The sequence below is a fragment of the Streptomyces sp. NPDC048191 genome (genome assembly GCF_040652655.1).
Lineage (GTDB): Bacteria > Actinomycetota > Actinomycetes > Streptomycetales > Streptomycetaceae > Streptomyces.
In genome coordinates this window covers 117,324-140,731 of sequence record NZ_JBEZMO010000017.1, presented here as the reverse complement: position 1 = coordinate 140,731, position 23,408 = coordinate 117,324, and the positions used below count along the sequence as shown (strand labels likewise).

Below are 23,408 nucleotides of genomic sequence, written 5' to 3'. Positions count from 1 at the left end.
CGGGGGTGCGGGGAACTGCGCGACCGGCCACGACGGCGGGGTGGACGAACGACGGCCTGTCCCGGTCGTGCGGCTCGTCCCGCGTCGAGGTCCTGGTGGTCGTGGTCCTGGACGGGTGGGAGCGGGAAGGGCCGGACCGTCCTCACGGTTGCGCACCAGCGCCGCCGGGGGTGCGGGGAACTGCGCGACCGGCCACGACGGCGGGGTGGACGAACGACGGCCTGTCCCGGTCGTGCGGCTCGTCCCGCGTCGAGGTCCTGGCGGTCGTGGTCCTGGACGGGTGGGAGCGGCCCCGGGCCGGACCGTCCTCACGGTCGCGCACCAGCGCCGCCGGGGGGCGCGGGGAACTGCGCGACCGGCCACGACGGCGCGGTGGACGAACGACGGCCCGTCCCGGTCGAACCCGCGGAGCGCCTAGTCGACGTCCACCGGACCGTCGTCCGACCTCTGGTCACGGCCCGAGCGCAGCTGGAGCAGGCCGCTGCCGTCGGACTTGTTGCCCTGGTTGCCCTGGCCGTCCTTGTCCTGGCCGCCCAGGTTCTGCCGGACCGAGTCGAGGATCGTCAGACCCTGGGACACCAGGCCGGCGGCGATCTCGCCGAGGCCGTCCGCGCCGTTCAGGACGTTGACGTTGGCGCCGGCCAGGCCGCCCGCGGCCTCCTTCACGATCTGCGGGAGCTGGTCGATCAGCATCCGGTCCAGCGCGACCCGGTCGTAGGAGGCCGCGGCCTCGGCCTGGATCTTCATGCGCTGGGCCTCGGCGGCGGCGAGGATCCTGACCCGCTCGGCCTCGGCCTCGGCGGGCTTGACCACCTCGGCCACCAGCTGCTGCTGACGCAACTGTGCCTGCCGCTGGGCGAGTTCCGTCTGCGCGTCCAGCACCTCCTGCTGGGCGTGCGCCTGTGCCAGCGGACCGGCCTGCCCGGCCTGTGCCTGCGCGCGGTCCACCTCGGCCGAGTACTCGGCCTTGACGATGGCGGTCTGCCGGGCGTACTCGGCCTGCTTGCGGGCCGCCTCCTGCTCCGCCTCGACCGCGGCCTGGGTGGCCTGCGCCTGGGCGATCTGCGCCTGCCGCTGGATCGCCGCCTTGTGCGGGGCGGACATCGCGTCGATGTAGCCGGTGTCGCCGTCGTCGATCGACTGGATCTGCAGCGAGTCCACGATCAGGCCGATCTTCGCCATCTCCATCTTGGAGGTGTCCAGGACCTCGGCGGCGAGCTTCTGCCGTTCGGTGACGATCTCCTCGACCGTCATCGAGCCGATGATGGCCCGCAGGTGTCCGGCGAAGATCCGGCCGGTCAGCACCGACATCTGATCCTGGTCGGAGAGGAACCGCTGACCTGCGTTGATGATGCTCTCGTGGTCGTTGCCGACCTTGAAGGCGATGACGGCGCGGACGTGCAGGGCGATGCCCTGCTTGGTCACACAGGTCTCGGTGACCTCGGACTCGCACATCGCGAGCGAGAGGAAGCGGGTCTTGCGGAAGAACGGCACCACGAACTTGCCGTGGCCCGTCACCACTCGGAACGGCGCGCCCCCCAGTCCCCGCCGGCCCCCCGAGATCAACATCGCCTCGTCGGGAGCGGGAACGCGGTATCCGAACATGCTCAACTCCTCAGCCTGCGCCGGCGGCCTCTCCGCCGAGCGCGTCCAGTGGATCCACCCACTCGATGACGCCGACCTCGCGGCATCCCCGTGATTCGATCACGAGGACCGTGGCGCCCGCGGGCAGGGGATCCTCGGACCATGCCAGGAACGTCTCGGAGCCACCTCGGACCCGTACCAGGACCTCACCGGGGCCCGCGGATCCCCGCGTCCCGATGAGCACCTTGCCCGTGCAGCCGACCACGGCCTCGTCCTGCGGCATCACCGGCCGTCCTCCTCGTCCTGACCCCAGAGTTCAGACGATAGACCCAGCGGCGCCGGGACCCAACGGCGCGGTCGTCGCGACTCGTGCCGACGGGCGGCGAGGCGTTCCTGCACCCACGTGCAGGTGTCCGTGCCGATCTCTCCCGAGGCGTGGCAGGAGCATGAAGCCAACCCCAGGGCCGGCCGCCGTGGCCAGTTACTTCACCGTGCCATGGTCCACCGCGCTGAGCACCTTGACGCAGCCGCTCGCGGGTTCCGAATCGGCGACGTCGTTCACTGCGCGCGCGGATCCCAGCGGAACCGGCGGACGGCCACCGCCGCGCCGGCCGCCCCCCACAGCAGCAGGACGCCGTGGTCCCGCCAGGGGAGTCCGGCCTGGTGCGTGGTGAAGGCGCGCAGCAGGGCGTCGTTGAACGGCTTCACGGGCAGCGCCCCGGCGAGGCCGTTCAGCAGGGCGGAGTGGACCGGCATGTAGGTGCCGGAGACGAACACGAGCGGGAACAGCACGAGTTGGACGACCGACGGCGCCGCCTCCGCGTTGCGGATCAGCGAGGCCACCGCGACTCCCAGCGCGCAGAAGGCGGCCGCGCCGAGCACCAGGGACACCGCGAGCGCGGCCCACTGCGAGGCGGCGGGCAGTGGGACGCCGTAGAGCCTGCCGACCGCCGTGATGAGCAGGACGTCGACGACGCTCACCAGGACGCAGTGCGTGAGCAGTCCCACGAAGTACGCCGACGCCGGCAGGGGAGTGGCCCGGACCCGCTTCAGTGTCCCGTTCTGCCGCCGTGCCGAGAGCACGATCGCCAACTGGCTGTAGCAGGAGCCCAGTACGGACACCGCGGCGATCGTGGACACGTAGTACTGGAGCGCGGAGCGGCCGTAGTAGAACTCGTTCTTCCCGGTGCCGTCGAACAGCCCGCCGAAGACCGCCATGACCACGACCGGGAAGACGAAGGTGAAGAACGCGCTCTGCGGATTGCGCCAGAACGACAGCTGCTCGTAGCGGATCTGGTGCCGCAGGAGGCGCAGGCCGCGGCCGAGTGTCCGCCCGGCCGCGGGGCGGGGAGCGGCGACGCTCATGGCGTGCTCCTCTCCGGCACGCGCTCCGGCGCGCCCTGGTGGTGGCCGGTCAGGCGCAGGTAGACGTCCTCCAGGCTCGGCCGCTCGACGGTCAGCCCGGGGAGCACGGTGTCGCGACGCAGCGCCCAGTCGGTGAGCCGGTGCAGGGCCCGGGTGGGCTCCGCGGAATCGACGGTGACCAGGCCGTCCGCGCCGGGTGTCGCGGACACCGGCAGATCGGCGAGGGTGGTTCCGGGCGGCAGCCGGAAGCGGATCCGGGCCCGTGCGGTGTCGCGTCCGCCCAGCGTCGCGGGGCTGCCCTCGGCCACGATCCGCCCGTCGGCGATCACCGCCACCCGGTCGGCCAGCTCCTGGGCCTCCTCCATGGAATGAGTGGTGAGCACGACGGTGGTCCCCGCGTCGCGCAGGTCCCGCAGCAACCGCCAGGCCCCGCGGCGCGCGTTCGGATCGAACCCCGTCGTCGGCTCGTCGAGGAAGAGCACGGCGGGGTCGCCGACCAGGCCGAGGGCGAGATCCAGGCGGCGCTTCTGGCCGCCGGAGAGTACCCGGACCTTCTTCTTCTCCAGCCCGGCGAGACCGACCAGAGCGATCACCTCGTCGGTGTCGCGGGGCGCGGGGTAGTAGCCGGCGTCGCGGGCGATCGTCTCGCGGACGGTGAGATACGGCTCGACCGCGATGTCCTGCAGCACCAGCCCGATCCGCTCGCGCAGGGCGCGCCCGGTGGCCTTCTCACCCGGGTCCAGACCGAGCACGTCGACGTGTCCGAGATCGCGGCCCCGGAACCCCTCCAGGATCTCCATGGTGGTGGTCTTGCCGGCGCCGTTGCGGCCGAGCAGCGCGAAGATCTCCCCGCGCTCGACGGCGAAGCTGACCCCGCGCACCGCCCACACCGCGCCGTACCGCTTGTGCAGGCCCTCCACCACGACCGCGGCCCCCGGTGTCAGGCGCGGAGGCACCGGATCTCCAAGGTCAGGCCGAGCCGGCGCCCGGCCATGCCACGGGCCGCCGTCACCCCGAAATCGGTGCGGTCGACCTGTGCGGTCACGCGGACGGTGAAGGCGTCCGCGAACACCTCGCGGTGCGCGATCGAGAGGACGGCCGGCCGGGAGCGTCCGCACACGGTCAGCGTGCCGGAGACCGCGGTGGCGTCCACCCGGTCGGAGGCGAACGTGATCAGCGGATGCCGGCCGGCGTCCAGGAACCTCGCCGACCGTACGGCGGTGTCCCGCCGGTCGTTCCCGGTGCGGAAACTCGCCGCGTCGATCTCCGCGCGGACCCGCGACCCGGAGAGCGGCTCGGCCACCTCGACGGTGCCGCCGCGCACCGCGAAGGTGCCGCGCACCGGCAGCAGGCCGAAGAGGTGCCTGCCGGTGAAGGTGACGGAGGAACCGTCGGGGTCGATCGTGTAGCGGCCGAGCCGGGGCGTTGTCGTATCCATGCCCTCATTGCACGGCGGCGGGCGCGCCGCGCGGCAGAGCGGTCGGTCGGTCACGCACCCGACGAAGGGAGCCCCGCGACGTCCGGCGTACGACTTTCGTAGGGTCCGCCGGAGCCGGAGGTGCCGAGTGCCGTCGGCCCGGGCCGGTCCGCGCGGCGGATGCCCTACGGTGAGCGTCATGACGGACGACCGGGGGGCGTGCGACGGGCGGTGGCACCGCCGGCACCGGCTCGCCGTGGACGTGGCCGTCGCGGTCGCCTTCGTGCTGCTCGACACGGGTACGACCCTGGCCGGCGGCACCTGGTGGCCCGCCCACCCGGGCGGCCTCGCCTGGGCCGTGCTGGGCGTGCAGGTGCTCGCCTGTGCCTCGCTCGCCGTCCGCCGCACCGCCCCGCTGACCGTCGTCGCCGTGCTCGGCGCGTTCACGCTCGCGGTGACCCTGCTCGTCTCACCGGTGGGTGTGCTGACGCCGGCCCACCGGGGCGGTGTGTGGGCCCCGCTCGCCACCCTGCCGGCCGCATACGGCCCGCTCTTCTACCAACGCGACCGTCGCAAGGCGTACTTCGCGCTCGCCGCCTTCACCCTCGTCGTGATGCGGCCCTGGGAGCCGTCCGTCTCGAACATGACGATCGGGCTGCTGCGTACCGCGGTCGGGCCGCTGCTGGCGCTGTACTTCGACACCCGGCGCAGGCTGGTGCAGGCCCTGGTCGAGCGTGCCGAGCGCGCCGAACGGGAGCGTCATCTGCTGGCCGAACGGGCGCGCGCCGAGGAACGCGCCCGGCTCGCCGGTGAGATGCACGACGTGGTCACCCACCGGGTGAGCCTGATGGTGCTGCAGGCCGGTGCCCTGAAGGTGACGGCCCCGGACGAGCCGACCCGGCAGGCCGCGGAGGAACTGCGTGCCGCGGGCTGCCAGGCACTGGAGGAACTGCGGGATCTGGTCGGCATTCTGCGCACCGCGCCGGAGGGCGACCGCACACCCTCGGTGACGGGCTTCGCCGATCTGGTCGCCGAGTCCGTGGCGGTGGGCATACCGACCGAGCTGATCGAGGAGGGCGACCCGGCGCTGGCCTCACCGGTGGTCGGGCGCACCGCCTACCGCGTGCTGCGCGAGGCGCTGACCAACGTACGCAAGCACGCTCCCGGCGCCCGCGTGCGGGTGCGCGTGGAGTACGGCAGCGCACAGGTGCGGCTGACGGTCCGCAACACACCACCGGCCGGCGGAGCGCGCAGTGCGCTGGCCGGTACCGGCTCCGGTCTGGGGATCGCGCATCTGCGGCGGCGCATCGAGCTCGTGCACGGCACGCTGCGTGCCGAACCCTGTTCCGACGGCGGGTTCAGCGTCGAGGCGACCCTGCCCGCATTCGTCCCGACCACCGAAGCGGAGGTGTGAGCGTGACCCGGGTAGTGGTGGTGGACGACGAGCCCATGGTGTGCGTGTTCCTGCGTACCATCCTCGGCTCGGCCCCGGACGTCGAGGTCGTCGACGAGGCGCACGACGGCGCGGCCGGCGTCGAGGCGGTCCGGCGCTGCCGCCCCGACGTCGTCCTGATGGACCTGCGCATGCCGGGCATGGACGGACTGACCGCGATCGAACGCATCAACGAACTCGCCGACCCGCCGAACATCGTCGTGCTCACGACCTTCGACGCCGACCAGTACGTGCTGCGGGCGCTGCGGGCCGGGGCGACCGGTTTCCTGGTGAAGTCCACCCCGCCGGAGGAGCTGATCGGTCTCGTGCGGACCGCCGCGCAGGGGCACACCGTGTTGTCCCCCTCGGCCGCCCGCCGCCTCATCGCCGCCTCGACGGACAGCCTCTCGGCCCGCGACCGCGCCCGCGACCTGGTCGCCGCACTGACCGAGCGGGAGACCCAGGTGCTGGCCGGCCTCGGCGAGGGCCTGTCGAACGCCCAGATCGCGGCCCGGCTGTACCTCTCCGAGGCCACGGTCAAGGGCTATGTCTCCCGCACGCTGGACAAGCTGAACTGCGTCAACCGCACCCAGGCCGGCCTCCTCGCCCACGACGCGGGGATCGTCGACGCCCAGCCGTAGCCCGGCGCTCGCGACTGCGCCGGGCTACGGCCGTGGTCCCGGGTTCTAGAGCCAGTCGGTGTAGCGGGTGGAGGCGAGGTGGGCGTCCTTGTCGGTGAGGACGTCACCCTTGACGACGCCGAACATGCCGGCGGTGGGGTCGGTGACGACGGTGCGGTTGTCGCCCTTGTGGGACAGGGTGATCCGGCCCAGCTCGTCCAGGGTGAAGATCTCGGGGCCGGCGATGTTGCGGATGCCGTTCAGCGGGGCGCCCACGGCGACCTCCGCCACCGCGGCGGCCACGTCCCTGGAGGCGATCGGCTGGATCGGCGTGGCGGGCAGCCGGACGGTGTCGCCGTCGGCGGTCCAGGACATGACGGCGTCCATGAACTCCATGAACTGCGTGGCCCGGACGATCGAGTAGGGGATCGGCCCGGCGGCGAGGAGCTTCTCCTGGAGCACCTTGGCCTGGTAGTAGTCCAGCTCCGGCACCTGGTCCGCGCCGACGATCGAGAGGATGACGAAGTGGCCGACGCCGCCCTTCCGGGCCGCGGCCAGAAGGTTGTCCATCGACGTCCGGAAGAACGCCGGCGAGGCGTCGTCGAAGGTCGGGGAGTTCGTCAGGTTGACGACGACGTCGGCTCCCGCCACCGCCTCGTCCAGCCCCTGACCGCTGATGATGTCGACTCCGGTGGACTTCGAGTGCGGTACCGCCTCGTGCCCGGCGGCGCTCAGGTCCCTGACGACCTGCGACCCGATCAGCCCGGTACCACCGATGACTGCGATCTTCATGACACACCTTTCGTTCTGGTTTGTGCCGCAATATGACATAGGAACTGCTGCGTGGGCGCGGCAGGAAACGGCACCTTGATCCGCTGGGTCCGGGCGGCGTCAGATGTCGCCGACGAACGTGACCGTCTCGTCGAGCGGCGCCCGGGCCATACGGGGCTCACGTGCCGTGACGTCCTCGAACCCGATCGACATGCCGCAGAAGAGGATGAGCTCGGCCGGGGGCGACAGGAGCTCCGCGACGGTCCTGTGGAACTTCGCCCACGCCATCTGTGGGCAACTGTGCAGCCCTTCGGCGCGGAGCAGCAGCATGACGGTCTGCAGGTACATGCCGACGTCGGCCCATTGGGGCGGACCCATGCCCTTGTCGATGTAGCAGAACAGGGCGGCGGGCGCGCCGAAGCAGTTCCAGTTCGCGGCGGCGGCCCTCTGGCGTGCCTCCAGGTCCTCGCGTGGAATGCCGAGCGCGCCGTAGCGCTGCTCCCCGAAGGCGGATCGGCGCTCGCGGTACGGGGACTTCAGGCCGGGCGGGTACTGCTCGTACTCCGGCTCGTCCCAGGGGCCGCCCGCGGCCAGGCGCTCACCGGCGCGCTTCTTGAGTTCGGCCAGCGGCGCGCCGGTCACCACGTAGGTGTGCCACGGCTGGATGTTCGATCCGGACGGCGCCCAGGCCGCGGCGGACAGCACCCGCTCCAGGGTCTCCCGCGGGACGGGCCGGTCGGTGAACGCGCGCACCGCCCGTCGGCTCGTGACCGCCTCATGGACCTCCATGACCGCCTGCCTCCCTCCGGGGGCTGTTGTCGTTACGCTCAAGACGATATCACTCAATACGGTATCGAGTGAAACTATCTTTGCGTGCGAAGCCCGGGGGCACGGCGATCAGTCGCGGTCTCACCCCTGGATGGCGTGCACATGACAACCTCTTGAGCCCGTCGACCCGGGCCGCTGGGTCCGTCGCGGCCGGCGGCCGGCGCGCCCGTGTGCTTACGCCTCGCCGTCTGCCGGATGGGCAAGCCGGGTCAGCAGAGCCGTCAGCTTCTCGGGCTCGCCGGGTCCCAGTCCGCCGACCAGACGCTCGGCCAGCGGCTCCGCCGCCACATGGACTGCGTCGAAGAGCTCCAGCCCCTGGGGGGTGATCTCCACCGCCCGCACCCGCCGGTCGCCCGGAACGGCCTTGCGTACGGCCAGACCCTTGCGCTCCAGGTCGTCCACGACCCGCATGATCCCCGCCTTGTCCGACCCTGTCGCCGTCACCAGGTCCCGCTGCACCGTGGGCCCGTGATTGACCAGTTCGATCAGCACCGCGAAATGCCGCAACTCGATCCCGAGCGGCCGGAGCGCCTCCCCCATCACGGCGGCCGCGCGCCAGTGCGCCCGGCGCAGCAACAGGCCGAGAGCGAAAGGCGACGTGTCCCCGGGGCGGTCGGTCGCATGCGAGGCGGCGGTTCGGCGAGGGGTGTCGGCGGCCATGAGGTCAGACTACTTCACTCGATACGGTATCGCCTGAAACTAAAGGCTTCAGGGCGTGCCCCCGAACGTCCGGTCCGGTCCGGTCAGTTCAGCAGGGCGGCCGTGAACGTCTTGCGGTGGTCCGCCAGCCACGTCTGCATGCGGTCCCAGCGTTCCCATCCACCACGCTCGGCCAGCGCCTGGAGGTAGACAGGGTCACCGTCGGCCACGCGGCGGGCGACGAAAGCCCGGCAACCTCCGTGGCCTGCTCGATGACGCCGGGCAACGCAGCGCGGTCCCCCGCCGGGAGACCATAGCCGTCGGCTAGGACCCGCAGCCGTGCGGGCGCGTCCAGTCCGGGGGGATGGAGGGCGGCTGCGGATCCGGGATCGAGCATGGGCACCCAATAGCGTGCGGTCATGGCGATGTCCCAGAGGGCACGGCCGGGGGCCGCCAAGTCGAAGTCGATCAGGGCAGCGGCACGGCCGTCGCGGAAGACGACGTTCTCCGGGCACACGTCGTTGTGGCACAGCATCGTTCCCCCCTCCGGGTCGGCCAGGTCCCGGGGCCACTCGGCACGGGTGTCGACCGCCACGGCCGCGCTGGTCTCGTGCAGGCGCCGGAGCAGGCTCCCCACCGATGCGAGGGCCGCCGTCGTCATGGCCCAGTCCGGGAAGGGCGGCAGAGCCACGTCGCCCGGGATGAAGGTCAGCTGCTCACGGCCGTCCGCGGTGAGACCGACAGGGGCCGGCGCTGCGTCGAAGCCGTGCTCCTTCAGCGCGAGGAGATAGGCGTGCAGGGCGCGCGCGTTGCGCGGTGCCGGGCGCTCAACCAGCGCACCCCGGCGGAAGACCGCCCCCGCGTTCACCATCCCGCCGACCAGCGCCTCGCCCTCAGCCGTCATGACGATCACGCCGGTGCCGGACCGCCCCCGTGCGGCCCGGTCCGCGAACTCGGTGCGAACAGGGGCGCATGGCTCACCCGCCGATTCTCATTGCCGATCACGAGCCTGCGACGGTGTCCCCGCCGGCTCAGGGCCAAACAAGACGATAAGGCTGATGCCCCGCCTCATGCAGCCGATGACTGAAGTCCTGCCACTCGTGCAGCGATTGGGCCGTTTCCCGGGCTCATGTGCCCTGGGTGTGCCCCGGAGCAATCGAGAAATCCGCCCGAGAGGCGGCCGGCGGCTCAGCGGGGCGTCATCGGCGGCCATTCCTCCGCAGCTCTGTCTCCGCTGCCGTAGGGGCCCTTCGCCGGCTGCTGAGGAACGCGGCGATCGGCAGGGCTGCTGCCAGGCCGCTGAGCAGGATGGCGGCGAGTGCGCCGAGGATGGCGGGCTGGTCGTTGAAGGCGATGCCGATCGCGGCCAGTGCGGGACCGGCGTTGCGTACCGAGGCGACGCCGCCCATGGTGGTGCGCCGTATGGACGGGCCCGTGGCCAGCAGCGTTCCCACGGCGAAGGCGATGGCCGAGAGCAGGAACCCGGCGAGGAGGGCGAGGGAGCCGAGGAGCGCGACGACGTCCTGCCAGTTGCCGAGCAGCATGCCCGCCAGCACGATCAGGAACGTGACGTTGGAGACGGCCGCCGCCGGGGGGTGCCAGGACCGTGCGGTGGGTTCGGCGTAGCGGCGTATGAGCAGGCCGATGGCGAACGGTACGAGTTGCAGCAGGGCCACGGTCCGCACCAGTGTTCCCACGTCGAGGGAGACGTTGGTGCCTACGTCGGCGGCGGTGAGGAGGCCGTTGGCGGTGGGGGCGAAGGTGATGCTGCCGATGGAGGCGAGCAGCACCTGCATCGCCGCGCCGCCGACGACGTCACCGTCCTGCACCATGGCGAGTTTCGCCCCGAAGGGACCGCCGGGGGAGGAGGCGACCAGGATGAGCGCGATGAAGGAGGCGGAGGGGAGGCTGAACAGCGCGCCGATGCCCCAGCCGAGCAGCGGGATGGCCACCATGTTGGCGGCCAGCGCCAGCAGCAGGAGCGGGACGTCGGTGAAGACGCCGCGCAGTGCCGGGACCGTGGCGCCCAGGCCGGCGGCGAACATGGTGGCCGCGATGAAGATGACGGTGACTGCGTTGAGTACCAGGTGCAGGGTCTCCATCGGTCCCCCACGCTCAGTCGTCAAGGTCGCCGAGCCGGCGCAGGGCGGTCAGGCTCGGCAGGAAGCAGTACTCGCCGCCCCGGGTGACGACGAACTGCGGCAGTGAGGCGAGGCGCCGACGCAGCGGACGCCGGGGGATGGTGAAGTCGGCGGAGCCGTCGCGGGTGCCGGTGACGGGGTCCTGGGCGTTGTTCGCCCCGAAGAAGACGCCGTCGTTCATCCACTGCGTCTGGACGAACTCGAACTGCCGCCCCAGGTGCGCTCCGATGAACGCGAACATGAGGCCACGGTCGGCTCCGTCGTCGTCCAGCACGCCCTCGGGCAGCGGCGGACCGTAGACGGCGCCGCGGCGGATCATGCGGTGCAGTCGCACCTCTCCCGCCACCGCGGCGTCACGGGGGTTGGCCCGGCGGATGTGGCAGCCTCCGGGCGTTTTGAGTCCCGCCGGGTCGTCGCTGTCGTACAGGAAGGTGTTACGGCGGTGCGGGTCGGCGCCGAGGGCGGGGTCGTCGGCTTGTGGAGCCAGCGCCAGGGGCGCGCCGCTGCGCCAGCGTCCCATGATCTTCGCGGCGATCAGTTCTTCGTCCTGGGGGCCGGTGGAGTTGTCCTTCAGACAGCGGCGGAACTCGGCGACGTTCTGGTGGAGCTTGCGGAAGACCGCGTAGCTGCCGTTGCGTCCCAGCACGGTCGGCTGTGGGGTCTGGATACCGCCGAGTTCGTCCGGGTAGCCCAGGACGAACTCGCCGGCCTTCAGGGGAACTTCCAGCTGATTGGATCCCGGTATGCCGCTGCCTTCGACGGCCGGGTGGCTGACCCCGTCGCGATAGCCGAAGTGCTCGGTCTCGGTGGGCAGCGCGTAGCAGTCCTGCCGCCATATCGCCGTCACGCCGGAGAGCCGCTCGTAGGCGGGGCGGGCCCGGTCGACCGCCGCTTCCAACTGCGCCGGGTCGGGCGCGACCGCTGTGATCACCACATGGACGTCCGGGCTGCCCAGCGGCGCTTCCCAGCGCTCGGGGCCGCTGTCGCCCACATCGCCCAGCGCTGTGGCGCGGGCCGCCATCCCCTGCCGGAACTCCCAGGCGAACGTGTCCAGCGAGGCGCGCGGTACGCCCAGTACCTCCAGGCCGCCGCAGGTGACGGCCACACTCACCCACGTCTCTCCGAGTGGACTGACCGAGTCCGCGGCGGAGGTCACCGCCGTACTCGCGCGCCGCATCAGCTCCCGCCCATCACGCTGGTCGTCGATGCGGAAGACGAGGTAGGTCGCCGCGTAAGGCGTCGGCCGGGGGTTGAGAACCCCACGCTGGATGTCGTCGAGTTCCAACGAGACGTCCGTGTGCACGCTCACCGTTGACCTCCCGTCGGCCTTACGCGGAGACGAGGTTGCGCCAGAAGTTCCGCAGGCTGTCGTCCCCGCCGAACAGGGAACTGAAGATCGTCGAGTCCGCCAGCAGCAGGTCGCCCGCGCGGTCACCGCCGGGAGGCATCCACAGGAACATGTTGAACTCGGTGTTGCCGGCCTCGGTGAACGGATGCGGCCTGGAGGTGTCGATCGGCTGCCGGGCCAGCACCCGGATGGCGTCCGGGTCGTCGGTGGTCACGTCGTAGTGGGGCAGGTGCATGTGGAAGTTGAAGTTCGTCACCCCCTCCAGCCAGCCCTTCGGATCCAGGTCCCGGACCGTCGACAGCGGGGCGATCTGGTTGCCCTCGCGCGTCGCCGGACGCAACCCGTACCGGTTCATGACCGGCACCCCGAGGCCCTTCATCAAGTCCCTGACGTAGGTGGCGAACCGCTGCTGCCGGGGCACCAGGGGATCGCCGTGGTGGCGGTACTCCATCTCCCGGACCTTCAGGTCGTCCGAGGCGCCGACATCGTGGTGCGGGCCCAGGACGAGGCAGGCGTCCTCCCGGCCGAGGAACGCACGCAGTGCCTCGATCTCGCCGGGCTGGGCGTCCTGCTCGGTGACCGCGTGGTCCAGCCCGAACACGAACAACACGTCGGTGTCGTCGAGCACCCGCTCGTCGAGCGGTGTGAAGAAACCGGCCTGGTCGATGCGCTGATACACCGGGACGGGATGCCTCGTGACCTCCTCGACGAAGTCCTGGAACGGCACCCAGGCCCAGAAGAACAGCTCCAGTGAACCGGCGACGCCCTGCTGGAACCGATACGGATCCGACCACTTCGGCTCCTCGTACGCGGGCCAGGCCACCCGCCTGACCTCGGTCATCGTGGAGAAGCGGTTGTCCAGCTCGGCCGCGTTGCGGCCGGCCTCGGCCGGATAGCTCCAGGAGACGTAGACGCTCACCCGCCGCCCGCCAGGGGTGTACTTGCGCGGGATGTGCCGCTGGTTGTACGTGCGCGCGGTTTTGACCTCGCTCATTTCGCTCAGCCTCACTGCATCTGGTCGAGCATCTCCGAGAAGGCGCTCTTGACCCGCAGAGCCTTCTTGATCTCGTCCGCCGTCACATACGGATACTCCCCGTACTCGATGAAGCTCGGACAGTGGTGTTCCCGTACGAAACGTACGAACGCCTCGGGGTTGGTGCGCCAGTCCTCGGGAAACCCTTCGAGGTTCTCGAAGGTGGTGCTCACGCCCGATCTGCTGAACAGTGCGACGGCGTCCTCGGTGTACTTGTCGAAGTCGGTGTCGAAGATCCCCTGGTACATGAAGCGGGTGTCGTTGTCGAAGAGAACCCAGCGCAGGTAGTGCAGCTTCAACGGCGCCAGGAGGTACGGATCCTGCTCCAGCGCCTTGGCCAGGGTGTGGCCGTGCTCCCGTATCGCGTCGGCCCTGCCCGGTTTGACGTTCGCGATGATGGTGAATCCGTAGCAGGCCGGAGTCCTCGGGAAGACGGGGCCGTATTTCCCTTGTTCCAGATGGTCGGTCTCCTTGGGGATGACGACCGCCTGCGGCTTGATCTCCATGTCCGCTCCTCCGCATCCCACACGTCGGAATCCGCATCCAGCGTGGCACCGGACGGCTCGGCGCGCCCGCTGAGCGGGGAGGGGGACCGACGCGTCCGCCGCCGGCCACTGAAGCCGGGCGGCTTGCGCGGTGCGGACCACCGGCAGAGACGGCTGATCAATGCTTCGGATCGCGACGGGCCTACGTCCGTGCCCCGCACGCCCTCGATACGGGCAGTACCCCCTCCGGCACCAAAAAGGGCGAGGCCCGAAGACCCCGCCCGAAACGAATGAAACCCCAGCTCACGGCCACACAAGGCAATACGGCTGATGCCCCGCCTCATGCAGCCGGTGGCTGAAGTCCTGCCACTCGTGCAGCGAGTGGGGGTGGGAGGGGGCTGACCTGGGGTTTCGCCGGGAAATGTGCGTTGACCTGGGAAAACTCCTCTCGGTAGTTCTCAAGGGTCAACGCCGTTTCCCGGGCTCATGTGCCCTGGATGTGCCCGGGCGGCTTCAGAACGCCATCGGCTTCGCGAGCAACAACGGCTCCTGATCCAGCCCCTCGAGAACGAGGTGAGGGACGACTTCGAGGGCGATGTCCATGGCGTACTCAAGGGCGGCTGCGCTTTTGGACTTGTCGACGTCCAGGGCCTCGGACCACTTCCGGGGCTGGTACCGGGCCAGCATCGAGAAGCTGTCGAGTTCGTCGAGGAGCCCGCGGACGCGACGCTCGATCTCGCCCCCGATGAGGCGGACGTCCTCGACGCTTTGGCCGGCGGGGTCGGCGAGGGTCCACTCGAGGTACCGCTTGCCGGGGAAGGCGGGGCAGGTGTCGCCGCAGCTCATGGTGATGCAGACGTCGGACTCCTTGACCGCGTCCACAGTGAGGATCTGCGGGACCTCGGCGGAGATGTCGATGCCCACCTCGGCGGCGGGGCTGGGTTCCCTCCCAGCAGGTGCGCGGCTACTTCGAGGCGTCCTCGATGGCCTCGAAGATGTCGGCGTCGGTCTCCTTCTGCCAGTCGGGCAGGTCGGGCCAGTCGGCGACGTATCCGGGTTTGGGGTTGTCGAAGTGCTTGTACATCTGAGCGGTCCAGCAGGTGGCGACGAAGCGGCTCTTCTGCTCGCGGGTGAGCCGGGAGGCGTGACGGTCGCTGAGGTCAAGGAACTGTCGCACCTGGTCGTACACGGCCCCGGCGGCCTGGTGCTCCCACTCGGGGGTCTCTTGCCAGGGGGTGATGTAGCCGGGTTTGGGTTCGCCGGGGAAGTGCTTTCGAACACCGGTGATCCAAGCCTCACGGAACACGCGTGCGCCCTCGATCTGCGACATGCCTTCCCCTCTCGTCACGTCGTGCACAGTGCGTCGATCTCGGTGCCCAGTTCGACCACGCGGGCGTCGCGGGCGAGGGGGCCGAGGTCGGTTCGTAGTCCCTGGAGTTTACGGGCGACGTATCCGGAGGACGTCGCTCGGGCGAGCTGCAGGGCCTCGCGGCCATAGGCGAGGACCTGGTCCGGGTCGTGACGCTTGGCGCCGATGGACGCGAGGTCGGTCAGGACGGCGCCGCGGCGCCGGAAGGACTGCCCGGAGGCGAGCACGTCCTGGCTCAAAGCAGTAGAGAGGGCCTTCTCGGCGAGGTCGAGGCGGCCGAGTTGGAGGTAGCGGGCGCCGCGTTCCTCGGCGAGGCGGGAGCCGTCGAAGCGCAGCCAGCCGCCGTTGTGGAACGGGCCGCTCAGGCCCGTCACCTTCTCTGCCTCGTCCAAGGCGCGCTCGCAGGCGGACAGGTTCCCGAGTCCGGCATACGCCTCAGCCTGGACGGAGGGGACCCAGTGGCGGGTGGAAAGGGAGCTGTCCCCGCGCCGCGCCACCCTCTCGGCAGCCGAGAGTGCGGTGGCGGCCTCGGTGTAACGCCGGTCGTAGAGGTCGACGTAGGCGTGCCGGACCAGGGCGCAAGCCCAGAGGTCGTAGGACTTGGCTTCCTTGCTGGCGGAGGCGGCGAGTGTGTAGGACGCGGCTGCGTCGGTGTAGCGGTTGCCGTCGAAGGCCAGTTCACCGGCGAGCTGGAAGAGGTCGCCGGCCGCCCCGCACAGAGCCTGGGATTCAGCTGCCGGCTGGCCGTCGAGGGTGTCGTTGAGCGTGGTGAGCTGGTCGCGGACGATCGGGTACACGGAGCCTTTGGCACGGGCGAGTTGGTACACGTGCCACAGGTGGCCGTTCATGCGTAGGAAGTCCTCGGACATCCCACGGTGGGCTCCGTCGGTGAGGGCGGCGCTGTCGTCGGCGGGCAGGGCCACGAGGGCGCTGGTGACGGCTATGGCGCGCAGGAACTGGCGTCGGATCATGTCGTCGAGGTCCCCTGAGCCGTGGTGGTCGCGAGGCGGCGACCCTGCCGACTCCGGGCGGGCTGCTTGTGGCTGTCCCACCAGGGTGTCGAGTTCGTCAAGGTCGAGGTGCAGCAGCTCGGCCAGCCGTGGCCGTAAGGGCGGCTGGGGTGTGGTGGTCCGAGTCTCCCAGCGCCCGATCGTGCGCCGGTCGACGCCGAGGGCGTGCGCGAGTTCTTCCTGACTGTAGCCCAGCGCTCTGCGCCGCTCCGCAAGCCCCATGCCGCCCCCTTTCCACGTTCCCGTCCGTGTCTACCCTGGCGGCGCTGATCTGTCCCATGAGTGTCCCAGGACTGCCTCATGGATGCCGTGGTCCGCGCCAACCCGCTCCGGTTTTCTGGATGTTGTCAGCCAACGACAACGGTGGACACCGGAGAAGGGGTGCGGGCATGGGAACACAGAGCGTCATGTCGTCCGAGGCGGTGCAGCTCCCGATCGTCCTGGAGGCGGTCGACGAGAGCGTGGCCACGGCGCTCGCCGTCGGACTGGCGATGCCCGATCGCTCGGTGATCGACGCGACGACCCGAGACCTGGTCGGCCACCTCAGAGCGCTGATGGCCGAGGACCTCGGCTTCGACGAGGACCCAGCCGTGCAGGCGCTGTTCCGGGAGGGCTACCGGGTCCTCGACCTGACGCGCCGACCCACCGCGGAGTCCACCCACTTCGGCGCCTACCAGTACATGCGTGAAGTCGGCCTGCTGACCGGGCGCTTCGCCGACGTCTACCGCGAGACGCAGGAACGGGACGAAGCCGATGCCTGACGAAGCCCCCCGATCTGCCCATGCGCTCACGCGGAGCGACACTGCGCGAGCAGGAGCCGGCACGACGCCTCTTCATCAGTCCACCCGGCCTCCCGCCCTTCGTCCGGCAACCCGAGAAGAGCCAGGGCGAACAGTGAAGAAACACATCACGGCCCAGGTCATGTACGTCGTCTCGGTCCTTGCCCTCGGCGGCTCGATCACGCTGGCGGTGTCGCGAGGATGGTGAGACGGGAACCAACAGGCGCCGTGGTCCTTACGGCTGGCGGCAGTGGCTTTTGTCAGCCCTGATCGTCGCCTCCACCTCACCGGTCGCCTGGGCCTTCTGGTACTTCGACCGCTCCTAGCCCCTCGACGGGCACTCACTGACTCCCGCTCTGGCTGCGCGAGCCCTCAGGAAGACCCGGTTCCCCACCGGGGCGGGCTCGACAACTCCCCAACGGCCAGAGCGGGATCCCACCACGGACAATCGGCGCCCTGCCGCCGTGGCAGCAGCGCCCCCGATGAACTCCCGCCCCGGCCGCCGGGTCAGCCCGCGGCCGGGACGGGCCCAGGGCTCCGCAGCTCGCGGTGCTCATCCGCTCACTCCGCAGAGAGGAACAACCATGAACATCGACGACCTGTTCACCGGCGACCTGATCACCGGCGTCCCCAGCATGGACGCGGCGCTGCTCGACAAGATGCCCGGCGGTGGCGACAACAACGGCGACCACTGCAGCTGATCAGCCCATGAACGCGGTGGAGCAGGGTTGAGCACCCTGCTCCACCGCCCATGACCGAGGGGGAAGCAGGTGCTCTCGTTTCGTGTGCGGCTGGCCGACACCCGAAGCACAGCCTGGCGCTGGGACACAGACCGGTGGGTCAATGGGCAGAGCTGGATCAGACCCGCTCACGTAGCCGCCCTGGAAGCCGCACTTGGGCCGGCCGATGGATCCGGCGTCCACGCGCTGGTGAGGGAGGACAAGGGCGGGGAGGTGGACTTCACGTCCCTGTTCCTACGCCCGGACGAGGTTCAGGTTTCAGCGGGGGTGTTCGGCACTGCGCCGCTGTATCTCGTCGCGGTCGGAGAAGACCTGTACGGCTCCTGGGACTTAGCTGATCTACGGCCCCACCTGCGACCCGACCGACTCAATCTCCGGGCCATGGCGCGCACCTTGACTCGCCGGCACCGCTACAGTGCCGACACCCTCTTTGACGGCGTGTACCGGCTCACGGAACGCGCCACGGCCCTCTTCACGACCGCGGGACTCACGATCCTCTACCCCGAGCCCGCCCAGCATGTGCTGGAGCCCCGAAGGCTGCGCGCGGGTGTTGACCCGGTGGACGCGTTCGATGCGCTGCTGGCCGAGGCCGTGGCCGGGTGGCGTTCTACGGTGAGCTGCGTCGGCGTGGAGGTGTCCGGCGGGGCCGACTCGGGCAACGTGGCTCTCTCAACCGCTGCGGTCGGCTTCGGCTCCGTCCACACGTTCGGGCTGCTCATGGGCGGAAGGATCGGTCGGCTCCAGCGAGACCGACGCCGCAGGTTCGTGGATCACTTGGGGCTGCGGGACACCGCCGTCCCGGCCATGCAGTACCCGCCGTTCGTGCCCGGTGGAGTACGGGAGCGCGGAGCGCCGCACGACCCGGCGGGAGCCTTCTATCAGGAGGCGTTCGACGTCTTGCGCGGGCACGTGGCCGCCCACGGCTGCGAGGTGATCTTCACGGGCGGTGGTGGGGACGAAGTCAATGCCTGTCACTCCCGTACGGGCGTCGAACTCCCCGCGGCAGAGCCGGTCCCGTGGCTCGGGCATACGGCAACCGAAGCCCTGGCCCAGGTGGACGAGGACCTCGCCCCTATCCCCGTGCTCCCGGTACCCACGCTCATGGCGTTCGGCCTGCACAACCCTGCCTACCTGAGACTCGGAATCTGGCCCGTCGCCCCGCTTGTCCACCCCCGCGTCGTCCGCTTCATGGAGCAGCTGCCGCAGGAGCACAAGCGGGGCAAGGCGGTGTTCCGCGACCGATTGCGGCGGGCGGGACTGCCCGAGTCCGTCGCGGCTCCGACCGAACCGGAGAACTTCCTCGCGGTCATGGAGTCCGGCCTGCGCAGCTACGGCCTTCCGCTCCTGGACGACATGCTCCGCGAGTCGCTGCTGGTCGACCTCGGCTACGTTGATCCCGTCGCCCTGGCCCGAGCCCGGGAGCACGCCGAGCGAGCCCCGTGGTGCCTGACCTGCTGTGCGACACACTCGCCCTGGAAGTCGGACTCCGGAGCCTTGCATGAACAGCCTGGACATCGTGGACCCGAGACGCCTCGAAGCGTCGAACCTCTTCTATCGGGACCCCGCTCTGTACGACGATGTGCAGGCCGACAGCGACAGCGCGAGCATGTGCCGGGAACTCGTCGACCGGCACTGCCCACAAGCCCGCACGCTGCTGGACTTCGGCTGCGGCACCGGCAGGGACCTGGAGCTGCTGGCCCAGCGCTTCGACTGCATCGGCGTCGATCTCCAGCCCGGCCTGGTCGCCTACGCGCGCCGCACGCGCCCCGAACTCGACTTCCGGGTTGGGGACATGCGGACCGTTCGACTCGGCCACACCGCCGACGTCCTGGTGTGCCTGGGCAACTCGCTCGCCTACGTGCACGACAACGCGGACGTTCGGGCAGCATTCCGGACCTTCGCCGCGCACGCGCACCCGGGCACCCTGCTCGTCCTCTGCTCCCCAGTAGCCCCGATCGAGTCCCCGAGCTCTCAACAGGCCCGCGTCGACACCCGCCTCGGGGCCGCCACGGTGACCATCAGCTATCAGTGGGATCTGCGAACACAGATCAACACCATGCGCCGGCATTGGGCGTTCGACTCGGGCGAGGCGTGCCACGATGCCATCCGGCGGCGTGTTCTCGGCCCTCGCGAACTGGAACTGCACGCGCTCCTCGCCGGATTCGAGGTCCTTGAGATCGTCAACGAAGCTGGCGCACTGCCTGTCCTGGGTCCAGGCGCCTACACGGTGGCTCGCTACCAGGGGTGAGGCTCCGGCCAATGCCGCCGCGGCATGGTGGGAAGGAAACGGGGTCGCCCTCCAGCACGTGCTGAACCCCCAACCGCACAGCATCGAGGGCATCCGAAAGGACCAGCAGGTATGAGCCAGGGAGTGCCGGTGCCGCACAACGAACAGCGCCAGATCACCGACGAGCAATTTCACGACGCGACGCTGATCTGGGACTACCACCGGATGGGCCATGAGCGGCGGCCCTGCTCCGCGGCGATCGGCCTGGGCAGCCACGACCTGGGCGTGGCCATCACTGCCGTCGCCCTCTACCGCGCCGGCTTCTTTCCGGTCGTGGTCTTCAGCGGCGGAAACAGCCCTACCACCCGTGCCCGTTTCCCACCCAACGGAAGCCCACCGCCTTGGAGTTAACGCGTGATCGAGCAGATTCCTTCGGGCAAGAAGCCCTTCCTCTACGTCGTCGTCTGCGCGGCCGGAGTTGCTGGCGACGTCGGCACGCTGATCACCGCCGCACAGGAACAGCAATGGGACGTAGGCGTCGTCGCCACCCCACAGGGGCTGGGCTTCCTCGACGCCGACGCGATCGAGGCCCAGACCGGCTATCCGATCCGTTCGGCCTGGCGCACGCCCGGTGAGGCACGTCCGCTGCCGCCCGCAGACGCGATCGCCATCGCGCCGGCCACGTTCAACACGGTCAACAAGTGGGCTGCCGGCATCTCCGACACGCTCGCCCTGGGCATCCTGTGCGAGGCGTACGGCATGGGCATCCCGACCGCTGTCCTGCCGTACCTGAACTCGGCCCAGGCCGCCCACCCTGCCTACCGTCGGAGTCTGGACCAGTTGCGCGAGATGGACGTACTGATCGGCTCGTACGAGCCCCACCGGCCCAAGGCCGCCGGCGGAGCCGACCGATACCGGTGGGAGGAGGCATTGGAACTCCTCGGCCCTGTGGTGTCCGTGGCGACGTGATCAGCGCTGTCGTCCCTTGGCCTCCGGAGAGAGCGGGGGCGTGGTCGGGCGCTGCGCGGTGTGGCGGGCGTTGGCTGCCTGTGCCTGTGGGCCGGGTGCGTGGCGCTGGCCGATCGACCGATGCGCAGTACCGGGACGGGCAGAGCACGAGCTACGGGGAAGGGCGCGGCGCACGCCAGTGGCCTGATCACGACTCATGTGCCCTCAAAGCGCCCTGGCCGCCCAAGAGCCCTTCCGGGTGCCAAAAAGGGCGAGGCCCGAAGACCCCGCCCGAAACCAGCGAAACCCCAGGTCACGGCCACACAAGGCAATACGGCTGATGCCCCGCCTCATGCAGCCGGTGGCTGAAGTCCTGCCACTCGTGCAGCAACTGGTACACGTTGAACGCGTCCCGCGGCCCGCCCCGATCGGGGACCGTCGACCAGATGAAGGCTGCCGCGCCGACCGCCTCCTCGCCGATGCCGCGCAGGGGGTCGACGACGGTCATGGGGAGCTTGACGACCGCGTAGTCGGGGTGCAGGACGACGAGTTCCAGGGGCGGGACCTTGTGCAGGGGGACGCCCTCGATGCCGGTCAGCACCATCGCGGCCATCGTCTCCGGCTTGATCTTGGTGAACATGCCGTTCATGCCCAGCTCGTCGCCGCCGAGTTCCTCGGGGCGCATCGAGATGGGAACGCGGGCCGCGGTCGCGCCGTCCGGCGCGCCGAAGTATTTGTACGTCACCCCCACTCGACCACCATTCCTGCTCCCCGCCCTCAGGCGGTCGGCCCGGTGGCCCGGCCGGTGGTCGGTCGGCCGGTCGAGCTGGCTCTCCAGCTGCCGGTCGGTCCGCCGGTCGTACCGCTCGGGCTCACCCGGTACACCCTGTGTCTGTCGTGCGTCGCTCTGCCGTGTCTCAGTCGCTTCCTCCGCGTCGCGCCGGTGCCTTCCCCGCCGGGCACGTCGAGGACCCAGGTCATCAGTCCCCTCGCCCAGTCCGCCACCGCGATGCATATCTCCACCCGACTGCTTTTCTAGGACGCGTGGCCCCCGCCGCGCAACCCGATCATCGTGTCAGTGACCTCCCCCACGGCCGCCCGCCGAAACGTGCGGACAACAGGCCACGGGTTATTTTCCGGCCCCTGATCATTACGTGCGTACGAGCTGTGTGTATCAGGTGTCAGTCTCGCAGATGGCGGATACGGACGTGGGACGGCGACGGCGGGCGGCGGTGCCGATCTTGAGGCGGGCCACGCTACCGCCGGTCCGCGGCCTACCCTGAGGAGGTCACCCAAGCACCGGAGTCCGAGAAGCCGGAGAAGTCGCACACCATGAGTGCCCTGAGCGAAACGCCCTATCCCTACGATGCGCCCGCCTCCCAGGCGCTCTTCGACCGCGCCTCCGCCGTCACGCCCGGCGGGGTGAACTCGCCGGTGCGTGCCTTCCGCGCCGTCGGCGGCACGCCCCGCTTCATGGTGTCCGGCAGCGGCCCCTACCTGACGGACGCGGACGGGCGGGAGTACGTCGACCTCGTCTGCTCCTGGGGTCCCATGATCCTCGGGCACGCGCACCCCGAGGTCCTCGCCGCCGTCCAGGATGCCGTCGCCCGCGGTACGTCCTTCGGCACGCCCGGTGAGGGCGAGGTCGCGCTCGCCGAGGAGATCGTCGCCCGGGTCGAGCCCGTGGAGCAGGTACGGCTCGTCAGCAGCGGCACCGAGGCGACCATGTCCGCCATCCGGCTCGCCCGCGGGTTCACCGGGCGGTCCAAGGTGATCAAGTTCGCCGGGTGCTACCACGGGCACGTCGACGCCCTGCTCGCCGCGGCCGGCAGCGGCGTCGCCACGTTCGCGCTGCCCGACACGCCGGGTGTCACCGGCGCCCAGGCCGGCGACACGATCGTGCTGCCGTACAACGACCTGGAGTCGGTGCAGGAGGCCTTCCACCGGCACCCGGGCGAGATCGCGTGCGTGATCACGGAGGCCTCGCCCGGCAACATGGGCGTCGTGCCCCCGGACCCCGGCTTCAACCAGGGGCTGAAGGACGCCTGCCGGAAGAACGGCGCCCTCTACATCTCCGACGAGGTCATGACCGGGTTCCGCACCAGCCGCGCCGGGTGGTACGGCGTGGACGGGGTGAAGCCGGACCTCATGACCTTCGGCAAGGTCATGGGTGGCGGGTTCCCGGCCGCCGCCTTCGGCGGGCGCGCCGATGTGATGGCGTACCTCGCGCCCGCGGGGCCCGTCTACCAGGCCGGCACCCTCTCCGGGAACCCCGTCGCCACCGCCGCCGGGCTCGCCCAGCTGCGGCTGCTCGACGACGCCGCGTACGAGACGGTGAACGCCGTGTCCGCGCAGATCCAGGCCCTCGTCACCGAGGCGCTGAGCAAGGAGGGCGTGGCGCACCGGCTGCAGACCGCCTCCAACATGTTCTCGGTGTTCTTCACCGACCGTCAGGTGCGCACCTACGAGGACGCCAAGCGGCAGGAGTCGTACCGCTTCACCGCGTTCTTCCACTCGCTGCTGTCGAACGGCGTCTACCTGCCGCCGTCGTCCTTCGAGTCCTGGTTCGTGTCCACGGCCCACGACGAGCGGGCCATCCAGAAGATCGCCGACGCCCTTCCGGCGGCGGCCCGGGCGGCTGCGGAGGCCACCGCGTGAGCATCAGCGACAGC

At 70.3% G+C, this 23,408-nt stretch carries 21 protein-coding genes and 4 pseudogenes; 8 read left to right on the top strand and 17 right to left on the bottom strand.

Going from position 1 to position 23,408, the window contains the following annotated elements; all coding sequences use genetic code 11:
- Nucleotides 1-414: 414 nt before the first annotated feature.
- The 5 genes from AB0D93_RS26350 to AB0D93_RS26330 form a co-directional block, all read right to left on the bottom strand.
- Nucleotides 415-1,605 (bottom strand): SPFH domain-containing protein, encoded by a 1,191-nt coding sequence (locus AB0D93_RS26350; RefSeq protein WP_362123761.1) that lies wholly within the window; start codon nt 1,603-1,605, stop codon nt 415-417.
- 10 nt (nt 1,606-1,615) lie between these two features.
- The gene (locus tag AB0D93_RS26345; protein WP_362123759.1) at nt 1,616-1,867 is read right to left on the bottom strand and encodes a hypothetical protein; all 252 of its coding nucleotides are present in this window, start codon (nt 1,865-1,867) and stop codon (nt 1,616-1,618) included.
- A 275-nt stretch (nt 1,868-2,142) separates the two neighbouring features.
- Nucleotides 2,143-2,949, bottom strand: coding sequence for an ABC transporter permease (locus AB0D93_RS26340; protein WP_362123756.1), 807 nt, complete (start codon nt 2,947-2,949; stop codon nt 2,143-2,145).
- The gene (locus tag AB0D93_RS26335) at nt 2,946-3,905 is read right to left on the bottom strand and encodes an ABC transporter ATP-binding protein (RefSeq protein ID WP_362123753.1); all 960 of its coding nucleotides are present in this window, start codon (nt 3,903-3,905) and stop codon (nt 2,946-2,948) included. Before AB0D93_RS26335 ends, AB0D93_RS26340 begins: the two co-directional genes overlap by 4 nt.
- Nucleotides 3,890-4,387 (bottom strand): YceI family protein, encoded by a 498-nt coding sequence (locus AB0D93_RS26330; RefSeq protein ID WP_362123750.1) that lies wholly within the window; start codon nt 4,385-4,387, stop codon nt 3,890-3,892. The genes AB0D93_RS26335 and AB0D93_RS26330 overlap by 16 nt, the downstream gene beginning before the upstream one ends.
- A gap of 178 nt (nt 4,388-4,565) precedes the next feature.
- Here AB0D93_RS26330 and AB0D93_RS26325 point away from each other — a divergent pair, with 178 nt between their 5' ends.
- Both AB0D93_RS26325 and AB0D93_RS26320 read left to right on the top strand, forming a co-directional pair.
- On the top strand, nt 4,566-5,780 hold the full coding sequence (locus tag AB0D93_RS26325) for a histidine kinase (RefSeq protein WP_362123748.1): 1,215 nt from the start codon (nt 4,566-4,568) through the stop codon (nt 5,778-5,780).
- A 2-nt stretch (nt 5,781-5,782) separates the two neighbouring features.
- Complete coding sequence (locus tag AB0D93_RS26320; protein WP_362123745.1) at nt 5,783-6,439, top strand: response regulator transcription factor; 657 nt, start codon at nt 5,783-5,785, stop codon at nt 6,437-6,439.
- A gap of 45 nt (nt 6,440-6,484) precedes the next feature.
- On the opposite strand, the gene AB0D93_RS26315 is transcribed toward AB0D93_RS26320, so the two are convergent.
- The 11 genes and pseudogenes from AB0D93_RS26315 to AB0D93_RS26265 form a co-directional block, all read right to left on the bottom strand.
- Nucleotides 6,485-7,210, bottom strand: a complete 726-nt coding sequence (locus AB0D93_RS26315; protein ID WP_362123742.1) for an NAD(P)H-binding protein — start codon at nt 7,208-7,210, stop codon at nt 6,485-6,487.
- 99 nt (nt 7,211-7,309) lie between these two features.
- On the bottom strand, nt 7,310-7,978 hold the full coding sequence (locus AB0D93_RS26310) for a nitroreductase (RefSeq protein ID WP_362123739.1): 669 nt from the start codon (nt 7,976-7,978) through the stop codon (nt 7,310-7,312).
- A 213-nt stretch (nt 7,979-8,191) separates the two neighbouring features.
- Nucleotides 8,192-8,677 (bottom strand): MarR family transcriptional regulator, encoded by a 486-nt coding sequence (locus AB0D93_RS26305; RefSeq protein WP_362123736.1) that lies wholly within the window; start codon nt 8,675-8,677, stop codon nt 8,192-8,194.
- Nucleotides 8,678-8,760: 83 nt separating this feature from the next.
- Nucleotides 8,761-9,560: pseudogene (locus AB0D93_RS26300) on the bottom strand (phosphotransferase).
- A gap of 295 nt (nt 9,561-9,855) precedes the next feature.
- Nucleotides 9,856-10,758, bottom strand: a complete 903-nt coding sequence (locus tag AB0D93_RS26295) for a hypothetical protein (protein ID WP_362123733.1) — start codon at nt 10,756-10,758, stop codon at nt 9,856-9,858.
- A gap of 13 nt (nt 10,759-10,771) precedes the next feature.
- On the bottom strand, nt 10,772-12,106 hold the full coding sequence (locus AB0D93_RS26290; RefSeq protein WP_362123731.1) for a Dyp-type peroxidase: 1,335 nt from the start codon (nt 12,104-12,106) through the stop codon (nt 10,772-10,774).
- A gap of 19 nt (nt 12,107-12,125) precedes the next feature.
- The gene (locus AB0D93_RS26285; protein WP_362123728.1) at nt 12,126-13,139 is read right to left on the bottom strand and encodes a hypothetical protein; all 1,014 of its coding nucleotides are present in this window, start codon (nt 13,137-13,139) and stop codon (nt 12,126-12,128) included.
- An 11-nt stretch (nt 13,140-13,150) separates the two neighbouring features.
- Complete coding sequence (locus tag AB0D93_RS26280; protein WP_362123725.1) at nt 13,151-13,684, bottom strand: hypothetical protein; 534 nt, start codon at nt 13,682-13,684, stop codon at nt 13,151-13,153.
- Between the two features lie 678 nt (nt 13,685-14,362).
- Nucleotides 14,363-14,590 (bottom strand): annotated as a pseudogene (locus tag AB0D93_RS26275) (phosphotyrosine protein phosphatase); the annotation flags it as partial.
- Between the two features lie 37 nt (nt 14,591-14,627).
- Nucleotides 14,628-14,993 carry a hypothetical protein gene (locus tag AB0D93_RS26270; RefSeq protein WP_362123722.1) on the bottom strand — a complete coding sequence of 122 codons (366 nt, stop codon included), beginning with the start codon at nt 14,991-14,993 and terminating at the stop codon, nt 14,628-14,630.
- Nucleotides 14,994-15,007: 14 nt separating this feature from the next.
- The gene (locus AB0D93_RS26265; RefSeq protein ID WP_362123720.1) at nt 15,008-16,264 is read right to left on the bottom strand and encodes a helix-turn-helix domain-containing protein; all 1,257 of its coding nucleotides are present in this window, start codon (nt 16,262-16,264) and stop codon (nt 15,008-15,010) included.
- A 167-nt stretch (nt 16,265-16,431) separates the two neighbouring features.
- Between AB0D93_RS26265 and AB0D93_RS26260 the strand changes: the two genes are divergently transcribed.
- From AB0D93_RS26260 to AB0D93_RS26240, 5 genes and pseudogenes are all read left to right on the top strand, one after another.
- The gene (locus AB0D93_RS26260) at nt 16,432-16,803 is read left to right on the top strand and encodes a hypothetical protein (RefSeq protein ID WP_362123717.1); all 372 of its coding nucleotides are present in this window, start codon (nt 16,432-16,434) and stop codon (nt 16,801-16,803) included.
- A gap of 1,139 nt (nt 16,804-17,942) precedes the next feature.
- Nucleotides 17,943-18,524, top strand: a pseudogene (locus AB0D93_RS26255) (asparagine synthase); the annotation flags it as partial.
- A 535-nt stretch (nt 18,525-19,059) separates the two neighbouring features.
- Nucleotides 19,060-19,809, top strand: a complete 750-nt coding sequence (locus tag AB0D93_RS26250) for a class I SAM-dependent methyltransferase (RefSeq protein WP_362123714.1) — start codon at nt 19,060-19,062, stop codon at nt 19,807-19,809.
- A 111-nt stretch (nt 19,810-19,920) separates the two neighbouring features.
- Nucleotides 19,921-20,169: pseudogene (locus tag AB0D93_RS26245) on the top strand (YdcF family protein); the annotation flags it as partial.
- Between the two features lie 33 nt (nt 20,170-20,202).
- Nucleotides 20,203-20,757: a flavoprotein gene (locus AB0D93_RS26240; protein WP_362123711.1), complete on the top strand. Its 555-nt coding sequence runs from the start codon at nt 20,203-20,205 to the stop codon at nt 20,755-20,757.
- Nucleotides 20,758-21,049: 292 nt separating this feature from the next.
- Here AB0D93_RS26240 and AB0D93_RS26235 read toward each other — a convergent pair whose 3' ends face one another.
- Nucleotides 21,050-21,487 (bottom strand): hypothetical protein, encoded by a 438-nt coding sequence (locus AB0D93_RS26235; RefSeq protein WP_003974483.1) that lies wholly within the window; start codon nt 21,485-21,487, stop codon nt 21,050-21,052.
- Between the two features lie 590 nt (nt 21,488-22,077).
- Between AB0D93_RS26235 and hemL the strand changes: the two genes are divergently transcribed.
- Nucleotides 22,078-23,394: a glutamate-1-semialdehyde 2,1-aminomutase gene (gene hemL, locus AB0D93_RS26230; RefSeq protein ID WP_362123926.1), complete on the top strand. Its 1,317-nt coding sequence runs from the start codon at nt 22,078-22,080 to the stop codon at nt 23,392-23,394.
- The last annotated feature ends 14 nt before the right edge of the window (nt 23,395-23,408 follow it).